23 protein-coding genes are annotated in these 23819 nt (G+C 71.4%); 16 read left to right on the forward strand and 7 right to left on the reverse strand.

From position 1 onward, the window contains the following. Positions 1–4 precede the first annotated feature (4 nt). Positions 5–766 carry a fructosamine kinase family protein gene (locus LPW41_RS06665; protein WP_230704394.1) on the forward strand — a complete coding sequence of 254 codons (762 nt, stop codon included), beginning with the start codon at positions 5–7 and terminating at the stop codon, positions 764–766. Between the two features lie 35 nt (positions 767–801). On the opposite strand, the gene LPW41_RS06670 is transcribed toward LPW41_RS06665, so the two are convergent. After that, a complete protein-coding gene (locus LPW41_RS06670; RefSeq protein WP_144828356.1) occupies positions 802–1413 on the reverse strand; it encodes a DedA family protein in 612 nt (203 codons plus the stop codon). A gap of 133 nt (positions 1414–1546) precedes the next feature. On the opposite strand from LPW41_RS06670, the gene LPW41_RS06675 reads away from it, so the two are divergent. After that, entirely contained in the window at positions 1547–3514 is a 1968-nt protein-coding gene (locus LPW41_RS06675; protein ID WP_230704395.1) for a GDSL-type esterase/lipase family protein, read from the forward strand. A 41-nt stretch (positions 3515–3555) separates the two neighbouring features. On the opposite strand, the gene LPW41_RS06680 is transcribed toward LPW41_RS06675, so the two are convergent. Beyond that, positions 3556–5001: a hypothetical protein gene (locus LPW41_RS06680; protein WP_230704396.1), complete on the reverse strand. Its 1446-nt coding sequence runs from the start codon at positions 4999–5001 to the stop codon at positions 3556–3558. 307 nt (positions 5002–5308) lie between these two features. On the opposite strand from LPW41_RS06680, the gene LPW41_RS06685 reads away from it, so the two are divergent. The 5 genes from LPW41_RS06685 (at position 5309) to LPW41_RS06705 (ending at position 10874) form a co-directional block, all read left to right on the forward strand. Further along, positions 5309–7606, forward strand: coding sequence for a polyribonucleotide nucleotidyltransferase (locus tag LPW41_RS06685; RefSeq protein ID WP_230704397.1), 2298 nt, complete (start codon positions 5309–5311; stop codon positions 7604–7606). Between the two features lie 242 nt (positions 7607–7848). After that, on the forward strand, positions 7849–8874 hold the full coding sequence (locus LPW41_RS06690) for an aldo/keto reductase (RefSeq protein WP_144828347.1): 1026 nt from the start codon (positions 7849–7851) through the stop codon (positions 8872–8874). Positions 8875–8951: 77 nt separating this feature from the next. Continuing rightward, positions 8952–9554 (forward strand): histidine phosphatase family protein, encoded by a 603-nt coding sequence (locus LPW41_RS06695; protein WP_144828344.1) that lies wholly within the window; start codon positions 8952–8954, stop codon positions 9552–9554. Between the two features lie 58 nt (positions 9555–9612). Then, positions 9613–10425, forward strand: coding sequence for a 4-hydroxy-tetrahydrodipicolinate reductase (dapB, locus tag LPW41_RS06700; protein WP_144828343.1), 813 nt, complete (start codon positions 9613–9615; stop codon positions 10423–10425). After that, on the forward strand, positions 10422–10874 hold the full coding sequence (locus LPW41_RS06705; protein WP_144828340.1) for a hypothetical protein: 453 nt from the start codon (positions 10422–10424) through the stop codon (positions 10872–10874). The genes dapB and LPW41_RS06705 overlap by 4 nt, the downstream gene beginning before the upstream one ends. Before the next feature lie 196 nt (positions 10875–11070). Here the strand turns inward: LPW41_RS06705 and LPW41_RS06710 are convergent, their stop codons facing one another. From LPW41_RS06710 to LPW41_RS06725, 4 genes are all read right to left on the reverse strand, one after another. Next, positions 11071–11991 carry a TIGR01777 family oxidoreductase gene (locus tag LPW41_RS06710; RefSeq protein ID WP_230704398.1) on the reverse strand — a complete coding sequence of 307 codons (921 nt, stop codon included), beginning with the start codon at positions 11989–11991 and terminating at the stop codon, positions 11071–11073. Further along, complete coding sequence (locus tag LPW41_RS06715) at positions 11984–12409, reverse strand: OsmC family peroxiredoxin (protein WP_144828335.1); 426 nt, start codon at positions 12407–12409, stop codon at positions 11984–11986. The genes LPW41_RS06710 and LPW41_RS06715 overlap by 8 nt, the downstream gene beginning before the upstream one ends. Positions 12410–12519: 110 nt before the next feature. Beyond that, positions 12520–13092: a DUF4395 domain-containing protein gene (locus tag LPW41_RS06720; RefSeq protein ID WP_230704399.1), complete on the reverse strand. Its 573-nt coding sequence runs from the start codon at positions 13090–13092 to the stop codon at positions 12520–12522. After that, a complete protein-coding gene (locus tag LPW41_RS06725) occupies positions 13085–13522 on the reverse strand; it encodes a thioredoxin family protein (RefSeq protein WP_230704400.1) in 438 nt (145 codons plus the stop codon). Before LPW41_RS06725 ends, LPW41_RS06720 begins: the two co-directional genes overlap by 8 nt. Before the next feature lie 188 nt (positions 13523–13710). Here LPW41_RS06725 and LPW41_RS06730 point away from each other — a divergent pair, with 188 nt between their 5' ends. Genes LPW41_RS06730 through LPW41_RS06740 form a run of 3 tightly spaced genes read left to right on the forward strand, consistent with a single transcriptional unit; the run spans position 13711 to position 15774 of the window. Next, a complete protein-coding gene (locus LPW41_RS06730) occupies positions 13711–14520 on the forward strand; it encodes a thymidylate synthase (protein ID WP_230704401.1) in 810 nt (269 codons plus the stop codon). Further along, complete coding sequence (locus tag LPW41_RS06735) at positions 14517–15017, forward strand: dihydrofolate reductase (RefSeq protein ID WP_154095919.1); 501 nt, start codon at positions 14517–14519, stop codon at positions 15015–15017. The genes LPW41_RS06730 and LPW41_RS06735 overlap by 4 nt, the downstream gene beginning before the upstream one ends. Position 15018: 1 nt before the next feature. Further along, positions 15019–15774 carry an SDR family oxidoreductase gene (locus LPW41_RS06740; protein WP_144828321.1) on the forward strand — a complete coding sequence of 252 codons (756 nt, stop codon included), beginning with the start codon at positions 15019–15021 and terminating at the stop codon, positions 15772–15774. A gap of 34 nt (positions 15775–15808) precedes the next feature. Here the strand turns inward: LPW41_RS06740 and LPW41_RS06745 are convergent, their stop codons facing one another. Beyond that, the gene (locus LPW41_RS06745; protein ID WP_144828318.1) at positions 15809–16345 is read right to left on the reverse strand and encodes an NUDIX hydrolase; all 537 of its coding nucleotides are present in this window, start codon (positions 16343–16345) and stop codon (positions 15809–15811) included. 95 nt (positions 16346–16440) lie between these two features. Between LPW41_RS06745 and dapA the strand changes: the two genes are divergently transcribed. The 6 genes from dapA (at position 16441) to LPW41_RS06775 (ending at position 23658) form a co-directional block, all read left to right on the forward strand. Beyond that, the gene (gene dapA / locus LPW41_RS06750; RefSeq protein ID WP_058232286.1) at positions 16441–17418 is read left to right on the forward strand and encodes a 4-hydroxy-tetrahydrodipicolinate synthase; all 978 of its coding nucleotides are present in this window, start codon (positions 16441–16443) and stop codon (positions 17416–17418) included. Positions 17419–17494: 76 nt separating this feature from the next. Then, on the forward strand, positions 17495–19171 hold the full coding sequence (locus LPW41_RS06755; protein WP_230704402.1) for a ribonuclease J: 1677 nt from the start codon (positions 17495–17497) through the stop codon (positions 19169–19171). Positions 19172–19266: 95 nt separating this feature from the next. Next, positions 19267–19758: a GNAT family N-acetyltransferase gene (locus LPW41_RS06760; protein WP_144828312.1), complete on the forward strand. Its 492-nt coding sequence runs from the start codon at positions 19267–19269 to the stop codon at positions 19756–19758. Between the two features lie 50 nt (positions 19759–19808). Continuing rightward, on the forward strand, positions 19809–22547 hold the full coding sequence (locus LPW41_RS06765; RefSeq protein ID WP_144828309.1) for a DNA translocase FtsK: 2739 nt from the start codon (positions 19809–19811) through the stop codon (positions 22545–22547). Beyond that, positions 22547–23134: a CDP-diacylglycerol--glycerol-3-phosphate 3-phosphatidyltransferase gene (gene pgsA / locus LPW41_RS06770; RefSeq protein WP_154095916.1), complete on the forward strand. Its 588-nt coding sequence runs from the start codon at positions 22547–22549 to the stop codon at positions 23132–23134. Before LPW41_RS06765 ends, pgsA begins: the two co-directional genes overlap by 1 nt. Continuing rightward, positions 23131–23658: a CinA family protein gene (locus LPW41_RS06775; protein ID WP_144828303.1), complete on the forward strand. Its 528-nt coding sequence runs from the start codon at positions 23131–23133 to the stop codon at positions 23656–23658. The genes pgsA and LPW41_RS06775 overlap by 4 nt, the downstream gene beginning before the upstream one ends. Positions 23659–23819 lie beyond the last annotated feature (161 nt).

Raw genomic sequence — 23819 nt, forward strand, 5'->3', positions numbered from 1 at the left:
ATGAATGGAACAGCACGTGAAGACTCGCCGCGACGCCCCCGCGGGGTTCTTCGCCGCCGAGGCCGCCGGGCTCCGCTGGCTCGCCGAGGCGGCTGGCGCGCGCATCGCCGAGGTGCTCGAGGTCGCCGACCAGCGGATCGTGCTGGAGCGCATCGCCGAGACGCGTCCCTCCGCCGAGGCCGCCGACGCGTTCGGTGCCGCCCTCGCCGCGACGCACGATGCCGGGGCCGAGGCGTTCGGCTCGCCCCCGCCCGGGTGGACGGGCGACATCTTCATCGGCAGCCGCTTGCAACCGGCGCGACCGAAGCCGTCGTGGGGCGTCTTCTACGCGGCGCAGCGCGTCGAGCCGTTCGTGCCGATCGCGGTCGCGGCCGGCAACCTGTCGGCATCCGGAGCCGAGGTCGTCGGGCGCGCGTGCGCGTTGATCGCGGCGGGAGCCTTCGACGACGACGAACCGCCCGCGCGCCTGCACGGGGATCTGTGGGCGGGCAACGTGCTGTGGGGCCACGAGGGGGTCGTGCTGATCGATCCCGCGGCCCACGGCGGTCACCGCGAGACCGATCTTGCGATGCTCGCGCTGTTCGGCTGCCCGTTCCTCGAGCGGATCCTCGATGCCTACGATCGCGCGCACCCGTTGCGCGACGGCTGGAGCGAGCGCGTGCCGGTGCATCAGCTGCATCCGCTCGCCGTGCACGCCGCCGGCCACGGGCCGTCGTACGGGCGCGCTCTCGTCGACGCCGCGGAGCAGACCCTCGCCCTGGGCTGAGGCGCCGAGCGCCGGCATCCGGGATCTCCGAACGGTCAGGAGCGCGCGGCCGCCCGCCGCTTCGCCCGCCGCGCGAGCACGAGGTCGATGCCGACGCCGATCCCCACGGCCACGACGATCGACACCACCACCGCCACCACCGGGCCGCCCGGTACGAGCGCCGCGACGACCGCGCCGATCACCGCTTGGTACGCCGCCCAGGCGAGGGCGGCGAGGGCTGCGACGCCGAGGTACCGCGCCGGATTCACCCGTGCTGCACCCGCCGCGAGGTTCACCGCGAGCCGCGCGAAGGGCACGAACCGCGCGGTGAAGAGCACGACCGCGGCGTTGCGCTCGAGGCGCGCTCGCGCCCAGTCGAGGGCGGCGGAGACGCGGGGTCCGCGCATCCACGCCCAGCGCTCGACGCCCACGAGGCGCCCCACCAGATAGCAGCCGAGGTCGCCGGCGAAGGCCGCGGCCCCGGCGACGACGATCACCGCGGCGAGCGGGGGAGTGCCGTGGGCGACGGCGAGGGCGCCGAACGCCGTGACCGCGGCCTCGCCGGGGATCACGACGAGGAACGCGTCGGCGAACACCAGCAGCGCCATCGCGGGAAGCGCCCACGGACTCGCCGCGATCGCCTGCAGCCACGCGTCGACACCGTCCATTCGGTCACTCTCCGCCGTGGATCGAGACGCCCCGCCCACGCGCCGGTGACGCCCGGCGGAGCATCCGGTGAACATCGCGAACGTCGGGGCCGAACGGCGCCCCGCGGGCCCCGGCACGCCTCACCCTGGTGTCGTGAGAGTCGCGCTGCTGGCCGAATCCTTCCTCCCGCACATGAACGGGGTCACCGGTTCCGTTCTCCATGTCCTGCGCCATCTGGCGGAGGCGGGCCACGAGACGCTCGTGATCGCCCCCAAATCCGGCGACGTGACCGCCGACCTGCACGGAGCCCGCACCGAACTGCTGCGCTCGGTGCCGCTGCCCTCGTACCCCGAGGTGCGCGTGGTGTTCGCCCGGGCGGCGCGTCTGGGAGCGCTGCTGCGCGACTTCGACCCCGACGTCGTGCACCTGGCTTCGCCGTTCGTGCTGGGCTGGCAGGGGCTCGCCGCCGCCGACGCGCTCAAGATCCCCTCGGTCGCGGTGTACCAGACCGACGTCGTCGCTTACGCCCAGAAGTACGGCCTGCCCCACGCGACCGCCCTCGTCGCCGGTCACGTCGCCCGCCTGCACCGCCGGGCGACCCTCACTTTGGCTCCGTCGTCGTCGTCGACGCGGCAGCTCGAGCAACTGGGCGTCGACCGCATCCGCCGGTGGGGGCGGGGAGTGGATTCTGTGCGCTTCGCCCCCGAGCACCGCGACGAGTCGTGGCGCGCGGAGGTGGCCCCGGCTGGTCAGCGCATCGTGGGCTACGTCGGTCGCCTGGCGCCCGAGAAGCAGGTCGACGACCTGCGGGCGCTCGCCGAGGTCGCCGACACCCGGCTGGTCATCGTGGGAGACGGGCCCTCGCGCCCCGCCCTGGAGAAGGCGATTCCGGATGCCGTGTTCACGGGCCACCTGTCGGGGTCGGAGCTCGCGCGGGTCATGGCCTGCTTCGACGTGTTCGTGCACCCGGGCGAGAGCGAGACCTTCGGCCAGACGATTCAGGAGGCCCTGGCCAGCGGGGTGCCGGTGGTCGCCACGGGCGTCGGCGGACCCCTCGACCTGGTGCGCTCGAGCGTCGACGGGTGGTTGTACAAGCCCGGCGACCTCGACGACATGCGCGCCCGCGTCGCCGACCTCGTCGGTGACGAGTCCAAGCGCCGCGCGTTCTCTCGCGCCGCGCGCGACGCCGTGCAGGGCCGAACGTGGGAGGCGCTCACCCGCGATCTCGTCGGGCACTACGCGGATGCCGTGGCCCTGCGTCGCGTCGACGACGTGATGCTGCGACGCGGGGTCGCGCGGCCCGCCGCGCCGGCGGCATCCGGAACCCGAGGGCGGTGGACCCGTTTCGTCGCCCTCGGCGACAGCCTGACCGAGGGACTGTGCGACGCCTCGCGCATGCCGAGCGGGCAGTACCGCGGGTGGGCCGACCGTCTCGCGGAGCTCTTGGCCCACACGAGCGACGCCGGACCGTTCCACTACGCCAACCTGGCAGTGCGCAGTCGTCGCGTGCGCCACCTGATCGACGAGCAGATTCCCGCGGCCCTCACGCTCGAGCCCGACCTCGTGTCGATCCTCATCGGGGCGAACGATCTGGTGGGCCCCGCCCCGGTGCTGTCCGCGCTGGTCGCCGAGGTCGAGTCGGCCGTGCGCGCGGTGCGGCGCACGGGAGCCGACGTGCTGCTGGTCACGACCTTCTTGCCGCGTCGGCCCGCGGCCCGCATCTTCGCCCGTCGCTTCGCCGCCTACAACGTGCACCTGCGGCGCATCGCCGCGCAGCAGGGGGCGATCCTGCTCGACCTCGAAGCGGTGGGCGAGATCGGCGAGACGTCGATGTGGGCCGACGACCTCGTGCACCTCAGCTCGGCCGGTCACCGTCTCGTCGCCTATCGCGCGGCCGAAGCGCTCGGAGTGCCCGACGCGCGCGCACTGCTGGGGCTCGACGAGGCCCTGCACGCCGACGATGGCGACCGGCCGGGCGGAACCTGGCTCACGCGCGACGCACTGCCCTGGGTGTGGCGGCGCGTGCGAGGGCGCACGGCCGGCGACGGCGTGCTGGCCAAGCACACCGGGTACGTCGAGCTGCCCACTCGCGGCGATCGCGAGCGTGCCGACGCGGTGTGATCCGCTGCGGGCCGGCTCGGTCGCTTAGCCGTGCGGATGCGTCAGTACCAGCCGGTCTGCTCCGAGTGCGCCCACGCCCCGCACGGTGAGCCGTAGCGGCCGCTGATGTAGGTCAGCCCCCACGAGATCTGGGTCGCCGCGTTGGTGCGCCAGTCCAGACCCGCGGATGCCATCTTTTCGCCCGGCAGCGCCTGGGGGATGCCGTAAGCGCCGCTCCAGGGGTTGAGGGCGTCGGCGCGCCAGCCCGACTCGCGGTTCCACAGCGATACGAGGCACGAGAACTGGTCGTCGCCCCAGCCGTAGCTGCGGATCGCGCCGCGCGCGTAGTCGCGAGCCTGGGACGGGCTCATGGTCGGACCCGCCGGGGCCGTGGACCCGCCGCCTCCCGCGTTCGATCCGCCGCCGGGGTGAGAGCCGCCACCGGAGCTGGACCCGCCGCCGGAGCCGGAGCCGCCACCGGAGCTGGACCCGCCACCGGAGCTGGACCCGCCGCCGGAGCTGGATCCGCCGCCGGAGCTGGACCCGCCGCTGCTCAATCCGCCGCCCGAGCCACTGCCGCCGCTGGAGCCCCCGCCGCCGGAGGAGGAGCCGCCCGAGCCACTGCCGCCCGAGCCGCTACCTCCCGAGCCGCTGCCGCCCGCTCCGCCGCCCGGGGTCGATCCCGACCCGCCGGAGCCCGACCCGCCCGCGTTCGCCCCGCCGCCGCTCGAGCCGGAGCCCGCGCCGGGCCCGCCCGTCGCGCCGCCGGGTGCGGCGGCGTCGCGCTGCGCCTTCTCGCGTTCGCGCGCGGCGCGTTCGGCGTCGGCGGTCGTCTTGCGCAGAGCGGCGAGCTGCGCGTAGAGGTCGTTGAGCCGGGCCTGCGCCGACGTGACGGTGGCCGCCTCGGCATCCGCATCGCTCTGCGCCGTCGCCGCGGTCGACTGCGCGTCAGCCGCCAGGCGTGCCGCTTCGTCGCGGGCCTGCTCGGCCTGCTCTCGCAGGGAGGTGGCGACGTCGGAGGCGCCGCGGGCCTCGCCGGCGGTGCGCGCGGCCAGCGTGGTGACGCGGTCGAGGATGCCGAGGCGCTGCAGCAGCGAGTCGGGATCTGCGTTCGTCAGCAGCTGCGCCACCAGCGGGCCACCGCCCACGGTGCGCATGAGGCGGGAGGCGCTCGCTCCGGCGCGCGTGCTCGCGGCGGAGAGCGCGGCGTCGGCCGCCTCGCTCTGGGCGGTGAGACCCTCGGCGCGCTGCGCGGTCGTCTCGGCCTGCAGGCGCGTGCGTTCCGCGAGGGCGGACGCATCGAGGGCGCGGCGCGAGGCCTCGGCCGCCGAGGTCTCCGCGGCGTCGAGCTCGGCCAAAACACGGTCTACGGCGGCCTGGTCGACCGCCGCGACGGGGGCGAGGGTCGAGGCGGAGAGGGATGTCGCGCTCGCCGGCGACGGGGCGATCACCGCGCCCAGGAGCACGCACGCGAGAAGCGTGTGACTACTGCGACGAAAGAGGCCCATGAGGTCACGGTAGAGCACTTCGCCGTGCCGTGCCCACCCCGCATGGGCGTTCGCTGGTAGGGTGAGGACCGAATGCCGTCTTGGCATCCGCTCAAATAAATACGAGCTCACGGAGCAGGCCGGCAGACGCTGGTCCCCTGTGGTGGACTCCCCGTCGTCAGCGCCGGGTGGTCGAGCACTGGTGGCCAGTCGCCGGGATTCCCTCGCCGATCGCATCGGCGTGCCCTTTCTGCCTGTTCCTGCTCCTTCGCATGTCAGCTCGTCGCCCACACGGGGCGGCGAGCCTAAACAAAGAAGGAGGGACCTCTTGGAAGGTCCAGAAATCACCGCCGCTGAAGCCGTTCTCGACAACGGCCGTTTCGGCACCCGCACCGTCCGGTTCGAGACCGGACGCCTCGCTCAGCAGGCTCAGGGCGCTGTCGCCGCCTACCTCGACGAGGAGACCATGCTCCTGTCGGCCACCAGCGCCGGCAAGCACCCGCGTGAAGGCTTCGACTTCTTCCCGCTGACCGTCGACGTCGAAGAGCGTTCGTACGCCGCCGGCAAGATCCCCGGCTCGTTCTTCCGCCGCGAGGGTCGCCCCTCCACCGAGGCCATCCTCGTGTGCCGCCTCATCGACCGCCCGCTGCGCCCGTCGTTCGTCGACGGCCTGCGCAACGAGGTGCAGATCGTCGTCACCGTGCTCTCGATCGCCCCCGGCGAGTTCTACGACGCGCTGGCCATCAACGCCGCGTCGCTGTCGACCCAGATCTCGGGTCTGCCGTTCTCGGGCCCCATCGCGGGTGTGCGCCTGGCGCTCATCCCCGGCCAGGGCGAGACCGCTGACCAGTGGGTCGCCTTCCCGACCGTCACCCAGCTCGAAGACGCCGTCTTCGACCTCATCGTCGCGGGCCGCGTGCTCGACGACGGCGACGTCGCCATCATGATGGTGGAGGCCGAGGCCACCGAGGGCAGCTGGAACATGATCAAGGGCGGCGCGACCAAGCCCAACGAGCAGGTCGTCGCCGAGGGCCTCGAGGCCGCCAAGCCCTTCCTGCGTCAGCTCGTCGACGCGCAGAACGAGGTCGCGCGCACCGCGGCCAAGGAGATCCAGTCGTTCCCCGTCTTCCCGGCCTACAGCCAGCAGACGTACGACTTCGTCGCCGGCCGTGCCTACGACCGTCTGGTGCCCGTGTACCAGATCGCCGACAAGCAGGAGCGCCAGAACGCCGATGACGAGGTCAAGACCTCGGTCAAGGAGCAGCTCCTCGCCGCCGTCGAGTCGGGCGAGCTGCCCGCCGTCGCGACGCTCGAGTTCAACGCCGCGTACAAGTCGGTCACCAAGACGATCGTCCGCGGTCGCATCCTCGCCGAGGGCGTCCGCATGGACGGCCGTGGCGTCGCCGACATCCGCCCGCTCGACGCCGAGGTGCAGGTCATCCCGCGCGTCCACGGCTCGGCGATCTTCCAGCGCGGTGAGACCCAGATCCTGGGCGTCACCACGCTGAACATGCTCAAGATGGAGCAGCAGATCGACTCGCTGTCGCCCATCACCAGCAAGCGCTACCTGCACCACTACAACTTCCCGCCGTACTCGACCGGTGAGACCGGTCGCGTGGGTTCGCCGAAGCGTCGCGAGATCGGTCACGGCTTCCTGGCCGAGCGCGCCCTCGTTCCGGTGCTGCCCAGCCGCGAGGAGTTCCCCTACGCGATCCGCCAGGTGTCCGAGGCTCTCGGCTCCAACGGCTCGACGTCGATGGGCTCGGTCTGCGCCTCGACCCTGTCGCTGCTGAACGCGGGTGTGCCCCTTCGCGCCCCCGTCGCCGGCATCGCGATGGGCCTCGTCACCGACGAGGTCGACGGCCAGACGCGCTACGCCGCCCTGACCGACATCCTCGGCGCCGAAGACGCCCTCGGCGACATGGACTTCAAGGTCGCAGGCACCAGCGAGTTCATCACCGCGATTCAGCTCGACACCAAGCTCGACGGCATCCCGTCGTCGGTGCTGGCCGCAGCCCTCACCCAGGCGAAGGAGGCTCGCCTCACGATCCTCAACGTCCTGAACGCCGCGATCGACGCTCCCGACGAGATGGCGCCCACCGCGCCCCGCGTCATCAGCGTGCAGATCCCGGTCGACAAGATCGGTGAGCTCATCGGACCCAAGGGCAAGACGATCAACTCCATCCAGGACGAGACCGGCGCCCAGATCTCGATCGAGGACGACGGCACCGTGTACATCGGTGCGACCGACGGCCCCTCGGCCGAGGCGGCCCGCGCCCAGGTGAACGCGATCGCGAACCCGACCAACCCCGAGGTGGGCGAGCAGTTCCTCGGAACCGTCGTCAAGATCGCGACCTTCGGTGCGTTCGTCTCGCTGCTCCCCGGCAAGGACGGCCTGCTGCACGTCAGCGAGGTCCGCAAGCTCGCCGGTGGCAAGCGCGTCGAGAACGTCGAAGACGTGCTCTCGGTCGGTCGCAAGATCCTCGTGCGCATCACGAAGATCGATGACCGCGGCAAGCTGTCGCTCGAGCCCGTGCTCGACGAGGACGCCGCCGCGACCGAGCCTGCCGACACGCAGAGCTCGGCCGCCGCGAGCGAGGGCCCCGAGGCTCCCGCCGAAGGCTGATCCTTCGCGTCGATCGGATGCCCGTCCCGCCTCGTGCGGGGCGGGCATCCGTCGTGTGACGCGAGTGACGCGTGGGGGAGTCGTGACGACGCCCATCAAGCGTTACGCAATATTTACCGCCGAGCCGGGCGAAACGACGGGCCGGTCACGGGGACCGCCTACCCTCGGAAGTACGTCGGGGGGGCGTGGTGATACGGGTCATCCGTACCGTCGACCCGGCGCCGCGGAGAGGGGATCTCGCCATGAGCGGCTCAGGCGTCGATGAGACGGCCACGCCGCGCCTGCGACGCGATCGAGCCCCGCATCCGTCGACCCCCATCACCCTGCAGGGCCCCGGCCTCGGCTCGCACGTCCGCGTGCCCCTGGGCGAGAGCGGCTTCGAGGTCTTCCCGATGTTCCTCGGGGGCGGCGAGTTCGGCTGGAACGTCGACGCGCGCGCGAGCCACGAGATCCTCGACACCTACGCCGAGCTCGGCGGCAACGCCCTGCACACCGCCGACAGCTACGCCGCGGGACGCAGCGAGTTCATCATCGGCGAATGGCTGCGCAGCCGTCGGGCGCGCGACGAGGTCGTGCTGACCGTGCGCGTGGGCAGCCACCCCGACAACCCCGGCCTCGACTCGGTCAACCTGGTGCGCGCGGTCGAGGCTTCGCTGACGCGTCTGGGCACCGACCGCATCGACGTGCTGTCGCTCGACGCCGTGCGCGGCGACGCCGCGATGCTCGAAGACACCCTCGCCACGAGCGAGTGGCTCGTCGAATCCGGCAAGGTGCGGGCGATCGGCGCCCACGGCTACTCGGCCGCTCAGCTCGTCGAGGCCCGCATCCTCTCGTCGGCCGGCTACCCCCGCATCACCGTGCTCGACGTGCCGTACAACGTGCTGCGGCGCGCGGAGTTCGACGGCGACGTGCGGCTGATCGCCCAGGCCCAGAACATGGCGGTGACGCCGTCCCACCCCCTCGCGCACGGGTTCCTCGCCGGCGAGACGCGCACCCGCGGTCAGTCGACGCAATCGGTGCGCGGAACGCAGGTCGCCGCGCACCTGAACCGTCGGGGCTCGCGCGTGCTGCGCGCCCTCGACGCGGTGGGCAGCGAGCTCGGGATTCCGGATGCCGCCGTGGCGGTCGCCTGGCTGCTCGCGCAGAAGGTCGTCACCGCTCCGATCGTCAACGCGTTCGCACCGCGGCACGTGGTCGAGTGCATGCGCGCCGTCGGGGTGCGCCTGAGCCGCGCTCAGCTGTCGGATATCGCCCGCGCCGCCGAGTGACCGCCCCCTCGTCGGGGTGTGACGTAGGCTGGACGGACCGGCCGGGGGACGGCAGATCGACGACGAAGTGAGCTGACGTGACGCACTACATCTACCTGGTGCGCCATGGCGAGCACCAAGACGCAGAGCACGGACTCACCGACGGCCCCCTCTCTCCGCGGGGCCAGCGACAGGCCGCTCTGCTGGCCGACCGCCTGTCGGGTCTTCCCCTCGACGCCGTCTGGCACTCGCCCCTCGAACGCGCCGCGCAGACCGCGCGGGCCGTCGCCGAACGCCTGCCGTCGGTGGCGCCGGAGTCGTCGGCCCTGCTGTTCGACTGCATCCCGACGGGCATGACGCCCGAGACGCCCGCGGCCTACGAGCCCTTCTTCGGTTCGGTGACGGATGCCGAGATCGAGGCCGGACGCGCGCAGATGGCCGACGCCACGGCGGAGTTCCTCGCGCGCAAGGCCGGCGAGGTGCACGAGCTGGTCATCACGCACAACTTCGTCATCTCGTGGTTCGTCCGGGAGGTGCTGCAGGCCCCCGACTGGCGGTGGATGACGATCAACCAGGCCTACTGCGGCCTCACCGTCATCGCGCAGAAGAAGGGCCGCCCCTGGACGCTGCTGTCGCACAACGACCTGGCCCACCTGCCGGTCGAGCTGCGCACGGGGCTTCCCGACCCGCTGCCGGTCTGAGCGGCGCGTCCGCCGATCGGGCGGAGTCCGCGTGCCCCACCGCGCCTAGGCTGGAGGCATGACGACACGCGTGGCCATCGTGGGCGGGACCGGCAAGCTCGGCGGGGTGATCCGCGAGGTGGTCGATGCCGAAGAAGGGTACGAGGTCGTCGCGGTCCTCACCTCGAAGTCGGCGATGAGCGAGCTCGACGGGGCCGACCTCGTCGTGGACGCCTCGACGCCCGCCGTGTCGATCGACATCGTGCGCGCGGCCGTCGAGCGCAAGATCAACGTGCTGGTGGGCACCTCGGGGTGGTCGAACGAGCGCATCGCCCTCGTGCGTCCGCTCGTGGAGGCCAGCGGCACGGGGGTCGTCTTCATCCCCAACTTCTCCCTCGGCTCGGTGATCGGCACCGCTCTCGCGGCCGCCGCGGCGCCCTTCTTCCCCTCGATCGAGATCATCGAGGCGCACCGCGAGACGAAGGTGGATTCGCCCAGCGGGACCGCCGTGCGCACCGCGGAGCTCATCTCCGCCGCCCGCGCCGAGGTCGGCCCGGTGGAGTCTCCTCACGTCGACCAGCGCGCCCGCGGGCAGCGCGTGGCCTCGGTGCCCATCCACTCGCTGCGGCGGCCGGGCGTCGTCGCCCGGCAGGAGACCGTGCTCTCGGGAGCGGGGGAGTCGCTCACGATCGTCCACGACACCATCGACCCGAAGGCGGCGTACGCCCCCGGCATCCGCATCGCCCTGGCGGCGGCACGTGAGGCGCGCGGCGTCGTCGTCGGCTTGGACAGCTTCATCGACATCGGCGTGCGCACCCGCCCCGCGAAGGCGGAGGCGCCCGTCGCCGACGGCGACGTGTCGGGTCAGGTCGCGAGCGTCACGAGCGCATGAAGGTCCGCGTCGCCGTCGCCGTGATGACGGTGCTGCTGCTGATGTACATCGTGCTCGCCGGACAGCGCGCCGTCGTGCTGCTCGGCAGCGGGCAGACCATCGGCGTGGTCATGGGCGTGGCGCTTCTCGTGCTGCCCTTGCTGGCGCTCTGGGCAATCGGCCGCGAGCTCTGGTTCGGCGTGCGGGCGCAGCAGCTGGGCGAACGGCTCGACGCCGAGGGAGGGCTTCCCGACGAAGACCTGCCCGTGCGTCCGAGCGGTCGGATCGAGCGTGCCGACGGCGACGCCCTCTTCCCGCGGTACCGGGCCGACGTGGAGGCGCACCCCGACGACTGGCGTGCCCGTTATCGACTGGCCCTGGCGTACGACGCGGCGGGCGACCGCCGGCGCGCGCGCGAGGCCGTGCGCACCGCGGTGCGGCTCGAGACCGCCGAGCGCCGCGCGGCCTGACGCGACAAGACGCCCTGGCCGCGCCGGGGCTCAGCGCGGTGGACGTGCCGTGCAGCACGCGCGTGCGGAGTGCGGAGGTCTCCGGGTCTCGTCGCGCCGGGCAGCCGTCGGCGAGACGGAGCTCGAGGTCGGCCCCGACGCGGAGGTCAGCCCCGCTGCAGCGAGGGCGACCCGATTCGGGCCGCCCTCGCCGCCGTCACGCGGCGTCGTGCGCCGGAACCGCCGAGGCCACGGCCTCTTCGACGGTGCGGTGGGTGAAGGTGAAGCCGCTCTCCTCGAGGACCGACGGCTTGACGTCGGCGTCGGAGGTGAGAAGGGCATCGGTGGCGTCTTTTCCGAGCGCGAGCTTGACCGCGAAGACCGGGGCGCGCAGGGCGTAGGGCCTGTTCATGCGTCGGGCGAGCCCGAAGCCCAGGTCGTTCGCCGTCGCCCGCGTCGGTCCGGTGAGGTTCACGGGACCGACGATGTCGGAATCGATGACGTGGCGGATGGCGCGCACCTCGTCGTCGAGCGAGATCCACGGCCACACCTGCGTGCCGCGACCGATGGGACCGGAGACGCCGAGCTTGGTGAGCAGCAGCAGGGGCTTGAGCACTCCCTGCTCGTGGACGACCGGGGCTGTGCGCAGCATGGCCACGCGCGCGTGGTCGCCGGCCTCGCGGGCGGCGGCCTCCCAGTCGACGCAGATGTCGGCGAGCAGGCCCGAGCCGCGCTTCGAGGTCTCGGTGAGCACCGCGCCGGGCTGGGATCCGTAGTAGCCCGTCGCGCTGGCGTTGATCAGCGCGGGGGCGTCGGCGCCGAGCGCCCGGACGGCGGCGGCGAGCGTGCGGGTCGGCGTGATGCGCGACCACAGCAGCGTGCTCTTGTACGACGGCGTCCACGGGAAGCGCCCGATCGATGCGCCGTTGAGGCACACCACGGCATCCGCCCCCGCCAAGACCTCCGGGTCGAGAGGCGCCGCGTCTTTCATCCACTGCACTTCATGCGACCCGGTGGGGGTGTGACGCACGAGAGAGGTGACCTCGACGCCGTCCGCGCGCAGCGAGTCGGCGAGGGCCGAGCCGATGAGGCCCGACGCGCCGGCGAGGACGACGCGTCGGGCGGGAGTCTCAGGCAAGCGTGGCCTCGAGGGTGATCTCGATGCCTGTCAGCGCCTGCGAGACGGGGCAGTTGGCCTTGGCATCGGCGGCGATCTTCTGGAAGGTCTCGTCGTCGAGTCCGGGCACGACGGCGTTGACGTTCAGGTGGCTGCCGGTGATGCCGGTGCCGGGCTTGAAGGTCACCGACGCGGTGGCGTCGACCGACTCGGGCGGGGTGCCGTTGTCGGCGAGGGCGTTGGAGAGAGCCATGCTGAAGCACGACGAGTGCGCGCCGGCGAGGAGCTCTTCGGGCGTCGTGACCGAGCTCGACCCTTCGCTGCGGGCCTTCCAGTTCACGTCGAACGTGCCGATGCCCGACGAGGTGAAGGTGACCTCACCCGATCCCTCGAACAGGCTGCCCTTCCAGGCGGTGGTGGCTTCGCTCGTGACGGCCATGGGAACCTCCGATAGTGTCCGCGACGGTCAGGGGCGACCGCGACGCGGCCAGCCTAACGAGGGCATCCGACACCCGGCGGGACTTGACAGCCCCTTCGTAAGCTCGCCGGTCAGGCGGCGGCCGGACCGCGCCGACCGACGAGGCCCGCACGCTGCAGCACGAGGTACAACTGGCATCCGAGGCACAGTCCGAACACCGCGTTCAGGAACGCTGCGGCGAAGGCCATCGCCGCGGCGATCGGCAGCGCCCAGGGGACCCCGGCGAGGTGCAGGAGCAGTCCCACCGCGGTGACGAACAGGCCGATGCCCTGGGCGAAGCGCGGCGGGCGCGGGTCTTCGAACTCGGTGGGAGGGGCCAGTCGGGGCTGCACCACGCGGCGGTACAGCACGCCCCACGGCGCGGTGCGGGGAGAGGCGACGCCCCACACGAACAGCGCGGCGATCACGAGCAGCAGCAGGAAGCCGGGGTCGGCGGCGCGGTCGAGCGGAGAGACCTGCTGCACGATCCAGCTCTCGGGCGCGAATCGCTCCTGCGCGAGTGGCTGGTAGGCGAACCACCCGATGGCGCCGCGCTGGGTCGAGACTCCGAGGAGGGCGAGGGCGGTGGCCACGAGTAGGAGGACGGCGGTGATGGATGCCGCGAAGCGGGGGCCGCGGGCGTCGATGCGCGACACGTCAGGCACGGGTGGACTCCTTCTGCAGGGTGTCGAGTTCGCGTTCGACGACGTCGCGGGCGGGAACGCCGCCGAGGCGCGTGCGCACGATTCCGCGGCGGTCGAGCACGAGGGTCGTGGGCGTCTGCAGCACGCGGAAGTGCTGGGCGATGTCGGGCCGATGGGTGAGGTCGACGTCGAGGTGACGGACGCCGTCGCGGGTGCCGGCGACGTCGGACAGCATCCGGTGCACCCCGGGGCAGCGCGAGCACATCTCGGTGCTGAACTGCAGCAGGGTGGCCTCGCCCCCGAGCGCGTCGACGCCCAGTCGCTGCGGGTCGACGATCTCGACGGAGTCGACGGCGCGGGCGCGGCCCTGACGACGGCGCACGACCAGACCGACGACCGTCGTCACGGCGACGAGCGCGACGAGCAGGAGGAGGGCGACGATCGGTTCCACGAGCGACAACGCTAATGCGCGTCGGCGGGGGAGGGGCCGATGAGTCCCTCCATGACGGCGATGCTCGGCGCCCTCTCGGCCGAGGGCCGCAGCCGCGCCCGTCCTCCCCAGCGGCGACCCGCGGCGCACTCTCCACGGATCGAGCCGTGGGCCCCGTCTTCACGCTCCGCCCGGGTATCGTGAGGGCCGTGACCGCCGAGATCCCGACGCCCTACGAAGACCTGCTCCGCGACGTGCTCGCCACCGGCGTGCACAAGTCCGATCGCACCGGAACCGGCACGACGAGCGTGTTCGGTCGACAGATCCGCTTCGATCTCGCCGAGGGGTTCCCCCTCATCACCACCAAGCGCGTGCACCTGAAGTCGATCGTCTACGAACTGCTGTGGTTTCTGCGCGGTGAGTCGAACGTGTCGTGGCTGAAGGACAACGGCGTCACCATCTGGGACGAGTGGGCGGATGCCGACGGCGAACTCGGCCCCGTATACGGCGTGCAGTGGCGCTCGTGGCCCACCTCCGACGGCGGCACGATCGACCAGATCTCGCAGGTCGTCGAGCAGATCCGTCGCGATCCCGACTCGCGTCGGCTCATCGTGTCGGCGTGGAACCCGGCCGACATCCCCGACATGGCGCTGGCACCCTGCCACGCGCTGTTCCAGTTCTACGTCGCCGACGGCAAGCTGTCGTGCCAGCTCTACCAGCGCAGCGCCGACATGTTCCTCGGCGTGCCGTTCAACATCGCCTCGTACGCCCTGCTGACCCTCATGGTGGCGCAGCACACCGGGCTCGAGCCCGGCGAGTTCGTCTGGACCGGCGGCGACTGCCACGTCTACGACAACCACCGCGAGCAGGTCGCCGAGCAGCTCACGCGCGACCCCTACCCGTACCCGACGCTGCGCTTCGCCCGCACGCCCGCGTCGATCTTCGACTACACCTACGACGACATCGTCGTCGAGGACTATCAGCACCACCCGGCGATTCGCGGAGCCGTCGCGGTATGACCACCGTCGGCCTCGTCTGGGCGGAAGCCCACGACGGCGTGATCGGTGCAGACGGCGCGATGCCGTGGCACGTGCCCGAAGATATGGCCCACTTCCGCGAGGTCACCGGATCGGCCGAGGTCGTCATGGGGCGTCGCACCTGGGAGTCGCTCCCGCCGCGATTCCGCCCCCTGCCCGGTCGGCGCAACATCGTGGTGACGCGCTCCGCGGAGTGGGCGGAAGAGGGCGCCGTCCGCGCCGGGTCGCTCGACGAGGCCCTCGCCCTCACCACGGGCGATGAGGTCTGGGTGATCGGCGGGGGTATGCTCTACGCCGCCGCGATCGGTCGCGCCGACCTGCTCGAGGTCACCCGCCTCGACCTCGCCGTCGACGGCGACACGCGCGCCCCCTCGACCGAGGGATGGAGTCGGGTCGCGGCCGACCCCGAAGAGGGCTGGCACACCTCGCGCAGCGGCATCCGGTATCGCTTCGAGACGTACCGCCGACCGGGGGAATGACATGGCCACCGCGCTCATCACGGGAGCGAGCTCGGGCCTCGGCGCCGAGTTCGCCCGCCAACTCGCCGCGCGGGGAGCGGGGCTCGTGCTCGTGGCGCGCGATCGCGTCGCGCTCGACGAGGTCGCCGCGGGGATCCGGGCGGCGCACGGCGTCGACGTCGAGGTGCTCGCCGCCGACCTGCTCGACGCCGACGCGCTCGCGACCGTCGAGCAGCGCCTGGCGGCCGGAGGGATCGACGTGCTCGTCAACAACGCGGGCTTCGGCCTCGACCTGGCCTTCGAGAAGAACCCCGTCGACGACGAGGTGCAGCACCTGCGTCTGCACGTCGAGGCGGCGATGAGGCTCATGCACGCCGCCCTGCCCGCGATGCTCGAGCGGGGGAGCGGGCGCGTCGTCAACGTCGCGTCAGTGGCCGGGTTCGTGCCGCGCGGCACCTACGGTGCGGTCAAGAGCTGGCTCATCTCGTTCAGTAGGTGGGCGAACGTCGTCTACGCGCCGCGCGGTGTCACCGTCACCGCGGTGTGCCCCGGATTCGTCCACACCGACTTCCACGCCCGCCTCGGGCTGCCGCCGGGGCAGGAGGGCGTGCCGAACGGCATGTGGCTCGACGCCGCCACCGTCGTGCGCGAGGGGCTGCGCGACGCGGCCCACGGTCGGTCGGTCTCGGTCCCGTCGTGGCGTTACAAGGTGCTCGTCGCCGCATCGCGACTGCTGCCCGACGCGGTGGTGGTCGCCGCGGCGTCGCGCGGGCGCTGACACGGCCGTCGCGTCGAGCCCGGCCCGGAGCGGCTCAGCGGAAGCGGCCGAGCCGGATTCCGGCCAGGGCGAGCGCGCCGATCGTCTCGCCGTCGGCGATCGTGCCGTCGGCCACGAGGGCGAGCGCCTCGGCGAACGGCACCCAGCGGACCGCGTCGATGCCCTCCTCGGACTGCGACTGCGTGGCATCCATCGTCTTCAGTCCTCTCGCGAGGAAGACGTGCTCGGGGGCGTCGGCGATGCCGTTGAGGGCGTTCATCCGGCCGAGGGAAATCCATTCGGATGCCGTGACCCCGGTCTCTTCGAGCAGCTCGCGCTTCGCGGCCACCAGCGGGTCCTCACCGTCGGAACCGCCCGCGGGGACCTCGAGCGAGCGCCCCGTCGTGTACCGCTCGAGCTCGACGAGGCAGACGCGATCCTCCTCGTCGAGGGCCACGACGAAGACCGCCGGATGCTGCATCCGCACCACGCCGTAGATGCCGTCGCCGTGCGGGCCGGTCACCTCGTCTTCGCGCACGTGGATCCAGCGGTTCTCGTAGACGGTGCGCGACGCGCGGGTGGTCCAGGCCATGACGCCACCCTAGGACGCGGCCCGCGTCACGGATTGTTCACCGACGCTGTGGACGACGCCGAGGGCGGACCTTCGCGAACCGATACCCTGGGAGCATGACGCACTCCGGCAATCCCTTCGGTCAGGTGCTCGTCGCGCTCATCACCCCGATGACCGCCGACGGCGAAGTCGATTGGCCCGCCACCGAGAAGCACATCGACGACGTCATCACCGCCGGGGCCGACGGCATCGTCGTCACGGGCACGACGGGCGAGACCTCCACCCTCACCGACCCCGAGAAGCTGCGTCTCGTCGAGGTCGGCAAGAGCGTCTCGGCCGGTCGCGCGAAGATCATCACCGGCGGTGGCTCCAACGAGACCGCGCACGCCATCGAGCTCTACAAGGCCAGCGAGAAGGCCGGCGCCGACGGCATCATGATCGTCACGCCGTACTACAACAAGCCCACGCAGGCCGGCATCCTGACGCACTTCCGCCTGGTCGCCGACGCGACCGACCTGCCGGTCATCCTCTACGACATCCCCGGCCGCACCGGTGTGCCCATCAAGTACGAGACGATCCTGCGCCTGGCCAAGCACCCCAACATCCTCGCGATCAAAGACGCCAAGGGCGACTTCAGCGAGGTCAGCCGCGTGCTCAACCAGACCGACCTCATGTACTTCTCCGGCGACGACGCAAACGTGCTGCCGCACCTGTCGATCGGGGCCTCCGGCCTCATCGGGGTGACCGCCAACATCGCCGCCGCGCCCTACCGCACCATCGTCGACGCCGTGAACGCCGGCGACCTCGCCTCGGCCACCGCCGCGCACAAGGGTCTCGAGCCGCTCGTGCGCGCCGTCATGACCCACGTGCCCGGCACCGTCGCTGCGAAGTACATCCTGCACGGCCTCGGCCGCATCGGCAGCCCCCGCGTCCGCCTGCCCCTCGTCGGGCCGGAGGAGTGGGAAGCCGCTGTCATCGAAGACGAGCTGGCCCTCGTGAAGAACGTGGCCGGCGCCGACTTCTCCAACTTCCGCCCCGACCGCAACGCGGCCGCCGGCGGTGCCCTGCCGAAGGTGCACGGCACCACGAGATAAGCATCGGCGTCCGCCGAACCGCGGCCTGGGACGCCACACGAAGGGATGCCGCGAGGCGGCATCCGAGGAGGCTCATATGCCCACTACCCCGTTCGACCCGCCCGCGCTCGCCGCCGGCACCCTCCGCGTCATCCCGCTCGGCGGCCTCGGCGAAGTCGGTCGCAACATGACCGTGTTCGAGTTCGAGGGCAAGCTCCTCGTCGTCGACTGCGGCGTGCTGTTCCCCGAGGAGCACCAGCCCGGCGTCGACCTGATCCTGCCCGACTTCGAGCCGATCAAGCACCGCCTCGACGACATCGTCGGCGTCGTGCTCACCCACGGCCACGAAGACCACATCGGCGCCGTGCCCTACCTGCTCAAGCTCAAGGGCGACATCCCCCTCATCGGCTCGGGCCTCACGCTCGCCCTCATCGAGGCGAAGCTCAAGGAGCACCGCATCCGTCCCTACACGCTGACGGTGAAGGAGGGACAGCACGAGAAGGTCGGGCCCTTCGACCTCGAGTTCATCGCCGTCAACCACTCCATCCCCGACGCCCTCGCCGTCGCGATCCGCACGCCCGCGGGCCTCGTGCTCGCCACCGGCGACTTCAAGATGGACCAGTTGCCGCTCGACGGTCGCATCACCGACCTCCGCGCCTTCGCGCGCCTCGGCGAAGAGGGCGTCGACCTGTTCCTGGTCGACTCCACCAACGCCGACGTGCCCGGCTTCACCCCCACCGAACGGGGCATCGGCCCGGTGCTCGACCAGGTGATCGCCAAGGCACCGCGCCGCGTGGTGGTGGCGAGCTTCTCGAGCCACGTGCACCGCGTGCAGCAGGTGCTCGACGCCGCTCACGCGAACGGCCGCCGCGTCGCGCTCCTCGGCCGCAGCATGGTGCGCAACATGGGCATCGCCGCCGACCTCGGCTACCTCAACGTGCCCGACGGCGTGCTCATCGACTACAAGAAGGCGCGCGACTTGCCCGACGACAAGATCGTCTACATGTCGACCGGTTCGCAGGGCGAGCCGATGGCCGTGCTCAGCCGCATGGCCAACCTCGACCACGCGATCGAACCGGGCGAGGGCGACACGATCATCTTGGCATCCAGCCAGATCCCCGGAAACGAGAACGCGATCTACCGCGTGATCGACGGGCTGACCAAGCTGGGCGCCACGGTGGTGCACAAGGGCAACGCCAAGGTGCACGTCTCGGGGCACGCCGCCGCCGGCGAGCTGCTGTACTGCTACAACATCCTCAAGCCCAAGAACGTGCTGCCGGTGCACGGCGAGTACCGCCACCTCATGGCGAACGCGAAGCTGGCGCGCGAGACCGGTATTCCGGAGGAGAACACGATCCTCGGCGAGAACGGCACCGTCGTCGACCTGCGCGACGGCGTCGCCAAGGTCGTCGGGCAGGTCGACATCGGCTTCGTGTACGTCGACGGTTCGTCGGTGGGCGAGATCACGGATGCCGATCTCAAAGACCGCCGCATCCTCGGCGAAGAGGGCTTCATCTCGGTCATCGTCGTCGTCGATTCGGCGACCGGCAAGATCGTGTCCGGCCCCGACATCCACGCGCGCGGCGTCGCCGAGGACGACAAGGTCTTCGACAGCGTCAAGCCGAAGATCGCCGCGGCCCTCGCCGAGGCCGCCACGTCGGGCGTCCGCGACAACCACGCGCTCTCGCAGGTCGTGCGCCGCGTGATCGGCCGCTGGGTCAACCAGTCGCTGCGTCGCCGGCCCATGATCGTTCCGATGGTCATCGAGGCCTGAGCGCCGACATCGCCTCACGAAGCGCCGCGGGTCCGCCCGCGGCGCTTCGTCGTTCCCGGCCCCCGCTCGGCGTCGACGCTCGCTATCATGCGGGCATGCCCGGTCTCCCGATCCGCGCGGCGATCGCCTCCGACGGCGCCTTCCTCGCCGACATGACGGTCGAGGCCGCCACCTGGCGCGCGGGCGCCGTCCGGCCCCGGCACGAGGTGCTGAGCAGCTCCGACCACCGGCGCTACGTCGCGGGGTGGATGCGTCCGGGTGACGCGGGCTTCGTCGCGGAGTCGCCGAGCGGCGAGCCGGTCGGGGCCGCCTGGTACCGCATGTTCCCGCGCGACGAGCCCGGCTTCGGGTGGATCGGCACGGGGGTTCCGGAGCTCATCATCGGCGTGCGTCCGCTCTGGCGCGCGCACGGGGCGGGCAGAGCGCTGCTCCAACGTCTCGACGACCATGCCCGCAGCCAGGGCTTCGCCCGCATCAGCCTCAGCGTCGAGCGCGACAACTACGCCGTCTCGCTGTACAGATCGGAGGGATTCGCCGTGGTGCGCCGGGGGATCGGTCGCGACGTCATGGCCAAGCGCCTGCGCTGAACCCCGCGTCGGTACGAGCGAATGTCGGAGGTCCGGCCTACCGTGGAGGAATGGCTCGTACCTCTTCACCGTCCGGCGGTCGCGCCCCTGCGAAGGGGTCGCCACGCGCCAAGGCCGCGGCGCCCGCGCCGAAGCGCTCGGCCCCGGCGCCGAAGCGGTACGTCGACGAGCCCGAGAAGCCCGCCGTGGTGGTGCGCGCGTGGATGGCGGTGGCCCACGGTGTGGGCGGCATGTTCCGTGCGTTCGGCCCCGAGAACCTCGAGCGCGACCAGCGCCGCGACGGCTTCCCCTTCTTCCTGGTGGTCCTCGCCGTCCTCGGCGCCGTGGTCGAGTGGTTCTTCATCGGAACGGATGCCGCGACCCTCATCAGCGCATACAGCTTCGGCATGCTCTTCGGGCGGGTGGCGTTCTTCCTGCCCGTGCTCCTGCTACTGCTGGCGGGCTGGCTCTTCCGTCACCCCGCCTCGGTGCACGACAACGGGCGCGTCGGGATCGGCTTCGGGCTGTTCGTCGTCGTGCTCTCCGGGTTCTTGCACGTTGCAGGCGGTCGTCCCGCTCCGAGCGCCGGCGGTCCGCCGGTCCTGAGCCCCGCCGGCGGCATCGCCGGATGGATCGTCGGAGAGCCCCTCGCGCTCGTCCTCACCGATGTCGGCGCCTACATCGCCCTGTCGCTGCTGGCCGTGCTGAGCGTGCTCATCCTCACCAAGACCCCGCCGAACCGCATCGGGCGTCGCCTGGGCGACCTCTACGCGTGGATGTTCGGGGCCGAGCGCGTCGAACGCGACGACACCGCGACCACCAAGGTGCTCCCCGCCGACGAAGACGAAGAATCCGGCGAGAAGTCGCTGCCGTGGTGGCGGCGCAATAAGTCGGGCCGTGAAGAAGACGTCGACGGTTCCCTCGGTTCCGACGACCTCACCGAGCTGCTGTCGCCCGGCACGCCGGTGGGCGGTTTCGAGTCGGCGGTCGTCGCACCCGAGCCCGCTCCTGCGCGCGCGCACGCTCCCACCCCGCCGCCCGTTCCGCCGACGCCCGACGCCCTCACCGAGGTCTTCGACGCCAGCGCCCTGGCCGGCGCGGTGTCGGGTCGCGGACTCCACGACGATTCCCCGCTCGAGACGCACGATGAGGAGCTTCCGGGCATCTCGGGTCTCGGGGGCGACTCCGCGGGGGCGCCGCCGTCGGCGAACTACCGCCTGCCTGCTGTCACGGCCCTCGCCGCCGGTACCCCGCCGAAGGCGCGGTCGGCGGCGAACGACGCGGTGGTCAAGGCCATCGAGAGCGTCATGGAGCAGTTCAAGGTCGACGCCCGCGTCACCGGGTTCTCACGTGGCCCGACCGTGACGCAGTACGAGATCGAGGTCGGCCCGGGCGTGAAGGTGGAGCGCATCACCGCGCTGACCAACAACATCGCCTACGCCGTCGCCTCGAACGAGGTCCGCATCCTCGCGCCCATCCCGGGCAAGAGCGCGATCGGCGTCGAGATCCCCAACGCCGACCGCGAGATCGTCACGCTCGGAGACATCCTTCGCTCGGACGCCGCGACCACCTCCACGCACCCGATGACCATCGGCGTGGGCAAAGACGTCGGCGGCGGATTCGTCGTGGCCAACCTCGCGAAGATGCCCCACCTCCTCGTGGCCGGTTCCACGGGTTCGGGTAAGTCGAGCTTCGTGAACTCGATGATCACGAGCCTGCTCATGCGGGCGAAGCCCTCCGACGTGCGCATGGTGCTCATCGACCCCAAGCGCGTCGAGCTGACGTCCTACGCGGGTGTGCCGCACCTGATCACCCCCATCATCACGAACCCCAAGAAGGCCGCCGAGGCGCTGCAGTGGGTCGTGAAAGAAATGGACATGCGGTACGACGACCTCGCCTCGTTCGGCTTCCGCCACATCGACGACTTCAACAAGGCGGTCGTGGCGGGCGAGATCAAGCTGCCGGCGGGCAGCGAGCGGGTGCTCAAGCCGTACCCCTACCTCCTGGTGGTCGTCGACGAGCTCGCCGACCTCATGATGGTCGCCCCGCGCGACGTCGAGGATTCGATCGTCCGCATCACCCAGCTGGCCCGCGCGAGCGGCATCCACCTGGTGCTGGCAACGCAGCGCCCCTCGGTCGACGTCGTCACCGGTCTCATCAAGGCGAACGTGCCCTCGCGCCTCGCGTTCGCCGTGACCAGCGTCACCGACTCGCGCGTCATCCTCGACCAGCCCGGCGCCGACCGCCTGATCGGTCAGGGCGACGGACTCTTCCTGCCGATGGGCGCCTCGAAGGCCGTACGCGTGCAGGGCGCCTGGGTGAGCGAGCAGGAGATCGAGAAGGTCGTCGCTCACGTCACCCAGCAAGCCCGTCCCGAGTACCGTGCCGACGTGCAGGCGACGGCCGAGAAGAAAGAGATCGACGCCGACATCGGCGACGACCTCGAGTTGCTGCTCGCCGCCGCCGAGCTGGTCGTGTCGACGCAGTTCGGGTCGACCTCGATGCTGCAGCGCAAGCTCCGCGTGGGGTTCGCCAAGGCCGGCCGACTCATGGACCTCCTCGAGTCCCGCGAGATCGTCGGGCCCTCCGAAGGCTCCAAGGCGCGCGACGTGCTGGTGACCAACGAGCAGTTGCCCGCCGTCATGGCGCGTCTGCGCGGCGACGATGCGCCCCCGGCCGCCCCTGCGGCGAGCGACGACGACCGATACGGTGAAGATCCGATCGAGGCGCAATTCGAGGGTCTCCCCGTCGTGAACGCCGACGACGACGAGGGCAACGAAGACGCCTGGCAGCTGACAGGACGCGACTGATGGCCGTTCACCCGCAACTTCCCAACGCCATCACGATCGCGCGCATCATCTGCGCGCCGATCTTCCTGTGGTTGCTCCTCGCCGACGCGGGCGCCGACGGCGGTCTACGGTGGGCCGCGGCGATCCTGTTCATCGTCGCCATCGCGACCGACGGCATCGACGGCTACATCGCCCGCAAGTACAACATCGTCAGCGACCTGGGCAAGCTGCTCGACCCGATCGCCGACAAGGCGTTGACGGGGCTCGCGTTCGTCGGGCTCTCGATCCTCGGCGAACTGCCGTGGTGGATCACGATCGTCGTGCTCGTGCGCGAGATCGGCATCACCGTGTACCGCTTCATCGTCGTCAGCGATCACGTTCTCGCCGCAGCGTGGATGGGCAAGCTCAAGACGGTGTTCCAGGCCGTCGCCCTGTCGATTGCGCTGATCCCGTTCGCGACCTTCTCCGATTCCGCCGTGTGGCAGGGCGTCGCGTGGTGGGCCGGCGTCATCACCATGACGATCGCCGTCCTGCTGACCATCGCTTCCGGAATCGACTACGTCGTGACCGAGGTGCGCGCCGCGCGTCAGCGGCGCGGCACGCGATGATCGACGGGGTTCCCGACGATCTCGACGAGACCGTCGTGCGGACGCCGTTCGAGAGCGCCTCGCTGCTGCTCGACCGACTGGCCGAGCTCGGGTGGACCGTCGCGGTCGCCGAGTCGCTGACCGGTGGGCTCGTCGTCTCGTCGCTGGTCGATGTCCCCGGTGCCTCCCGCGTCGTCCGCGGGGGAGTGGTCGCGTACGCCACGGATCTGAAGCACGGGGTGCTCGGCGTCGATCAGGCCCTGCTCGACGCGCACGGGGCGGTCCATCCGCGCGTGGCGCGGCAGATGGCTCGGGGCGTGCGCGATGCGCTGGGCCGTGACGGCGTCGCCGCCGACGTCGGCATCGCGACCACGGGGGTGGCAGGTCCCGACGAGCAAGACGGCCAGCCGGTCGGCACCGTGCACATCGCGGTGTCGACGCCGCTCGGCACCCGGGTCGACTCGCTCGTCATCGCCGGAGATCGAGATCGCATCCGCCGCGAGACGGCTCATCTGGCCGTCCGCCGGGCGTTGGCGGCCCTCTGAAGCGGGCATCACGGAAACCGCGCGGAATGCGGGGAACAAATGATGTCACATCGCGGTTTCGTTGAGCGATTCCCATCCTGTCCACAGCGCGCGGCGTTAGGGTGACCACACGGTGTTTTTCAGTTGTCCAGTCGGACAGCGACGGAATCAGCAGTGAGGAG

This window comes from Microbacterium sp. JC 701 (assembly GCF_021026215.1).
In the GTDB taxonomy this organism is placed as follows: domain Bacteria; phylum Actinomycetota; class Actinomycetes; order Actinomycetales; family Microbacteriaceae; genus Microbacterium; species Microbacterium algihabitans.

Excerpts from the sequence above, each read along its gene's own strand:
- LPW41_RS06665 (WP_230704394.1), top strand. The coding sequence starts at position 5 with ATGGAACAGCACGTGAAGACTCGCCGCGACGCCCCCGCGGGGTTCTTC.
- LPW41_RS06670 (WP_144828356.1), bottom strand. The coding sequence starts at position 1,413 with ATGGACGGTGTCGACGCGTGGCTGCAGGCGATCGCGGCGAGTCCGTGG.
- LPW41_RS06680 (WP_230704396.1), bottom strand. The coding sequence starts at position 5,001 with ATGGGCCTCTTTCGTCGCAGTAGTCACACGCTTCTCGCGTGCGTGCTC.
- LPW41_RS06690 (WP_144828347.1), top strand. The coding sequence starts at position 7,849 with ATGAGCGGCTCAGGCGTCGATGAGACGGCCACGCCGCGCCTGCGACGC.
- dapB (WP_144828343.1), top strand. The coding sequence starts at position 9,613 with ATGACGACACGCGTGGCCATCGTGGGCGGGACCGGCAAGCTCGGCGGG.
- LPW41_RS06705 (WP_144828340.1), top strand. The coding sequence starts at position 10,422 with ATGAAGGTCCGCGTCGCCGTCGCCGTGATGACGGTGCTGCTGCTGATG.
- LPW41_RS06715 (WP_144828335.1), bottom strand. The coding sequence starts at position 12,409 with ATGGCCGTCACGAGCGAAGCCACCACCGCCTGGAAGGGCAGCCTGTTC.
- LPW41_RS06735 (WP_154095919.1), top strand. The coding sequence starts at position 14,517 with ATGACCACCGTCGGCCTCGTCTGGGCGGAAGCCCACGACGGCGTGATC.
- LPW41_RS06740 (WP_144828321.1), top strand. The coding sequence starts at position 15,019 with ATGGCCACCGCGCTCATCACGGGAGCGAGCTCGGGCCTCGGCGCCGAG.
- LPW41_RS06745 (WP_144828318.1), bottom strand. The coding sequence starts at position 16,345 with ATGGCCTGGACCACCCGCGCGTCGCGCACCGTCTACGAGAACCGCTGG.
- dapA (WP_058232286.1), top strand. The coding sequence starts at position 16,441 with ATGACGCACTCCGGCAATCCCTTCGGTCAGGTGCTCGTCGCGCTCATC.
- LPW41_RS06755 (WP_230704402.1), top strand. The coding sequence starts at position 17,495 with ATGCCCACTACCCCGTTCGACCCGCCCGCGCTCGCCGCCGGCACCCTC.
- LPW41_RS06760 (WP_144828312.1), top strand. The coding sequence starts at position 19,267 with ATGCCCGGTCTCCCGATCCGCGCGGCGATCGCCTCCGACGGCGCCTTC.
- LPW41_RS06765 (WP_144828309.1), top strand. The coding sequence starts at position 19,809 with ATGGCTCGTACCTCTTCACCGTCCGGCGGTCGCGCCCCTGCGAAGGGG.
- pgsA (WP_154095916.1), top strand. The coding sequence starts at position 22,547 with ATGGCCGTTCACCCGCAACTTCCCAACGCCATCACGATCGCGCGCATC.
- LPW41_RS06775 (WP_144828303.1), top strand. The coding sequence starts at position 23,131 with ATGATCGACGGGGTTCCCGACGATCTCGACGAGACCGTCGTGCGGACG.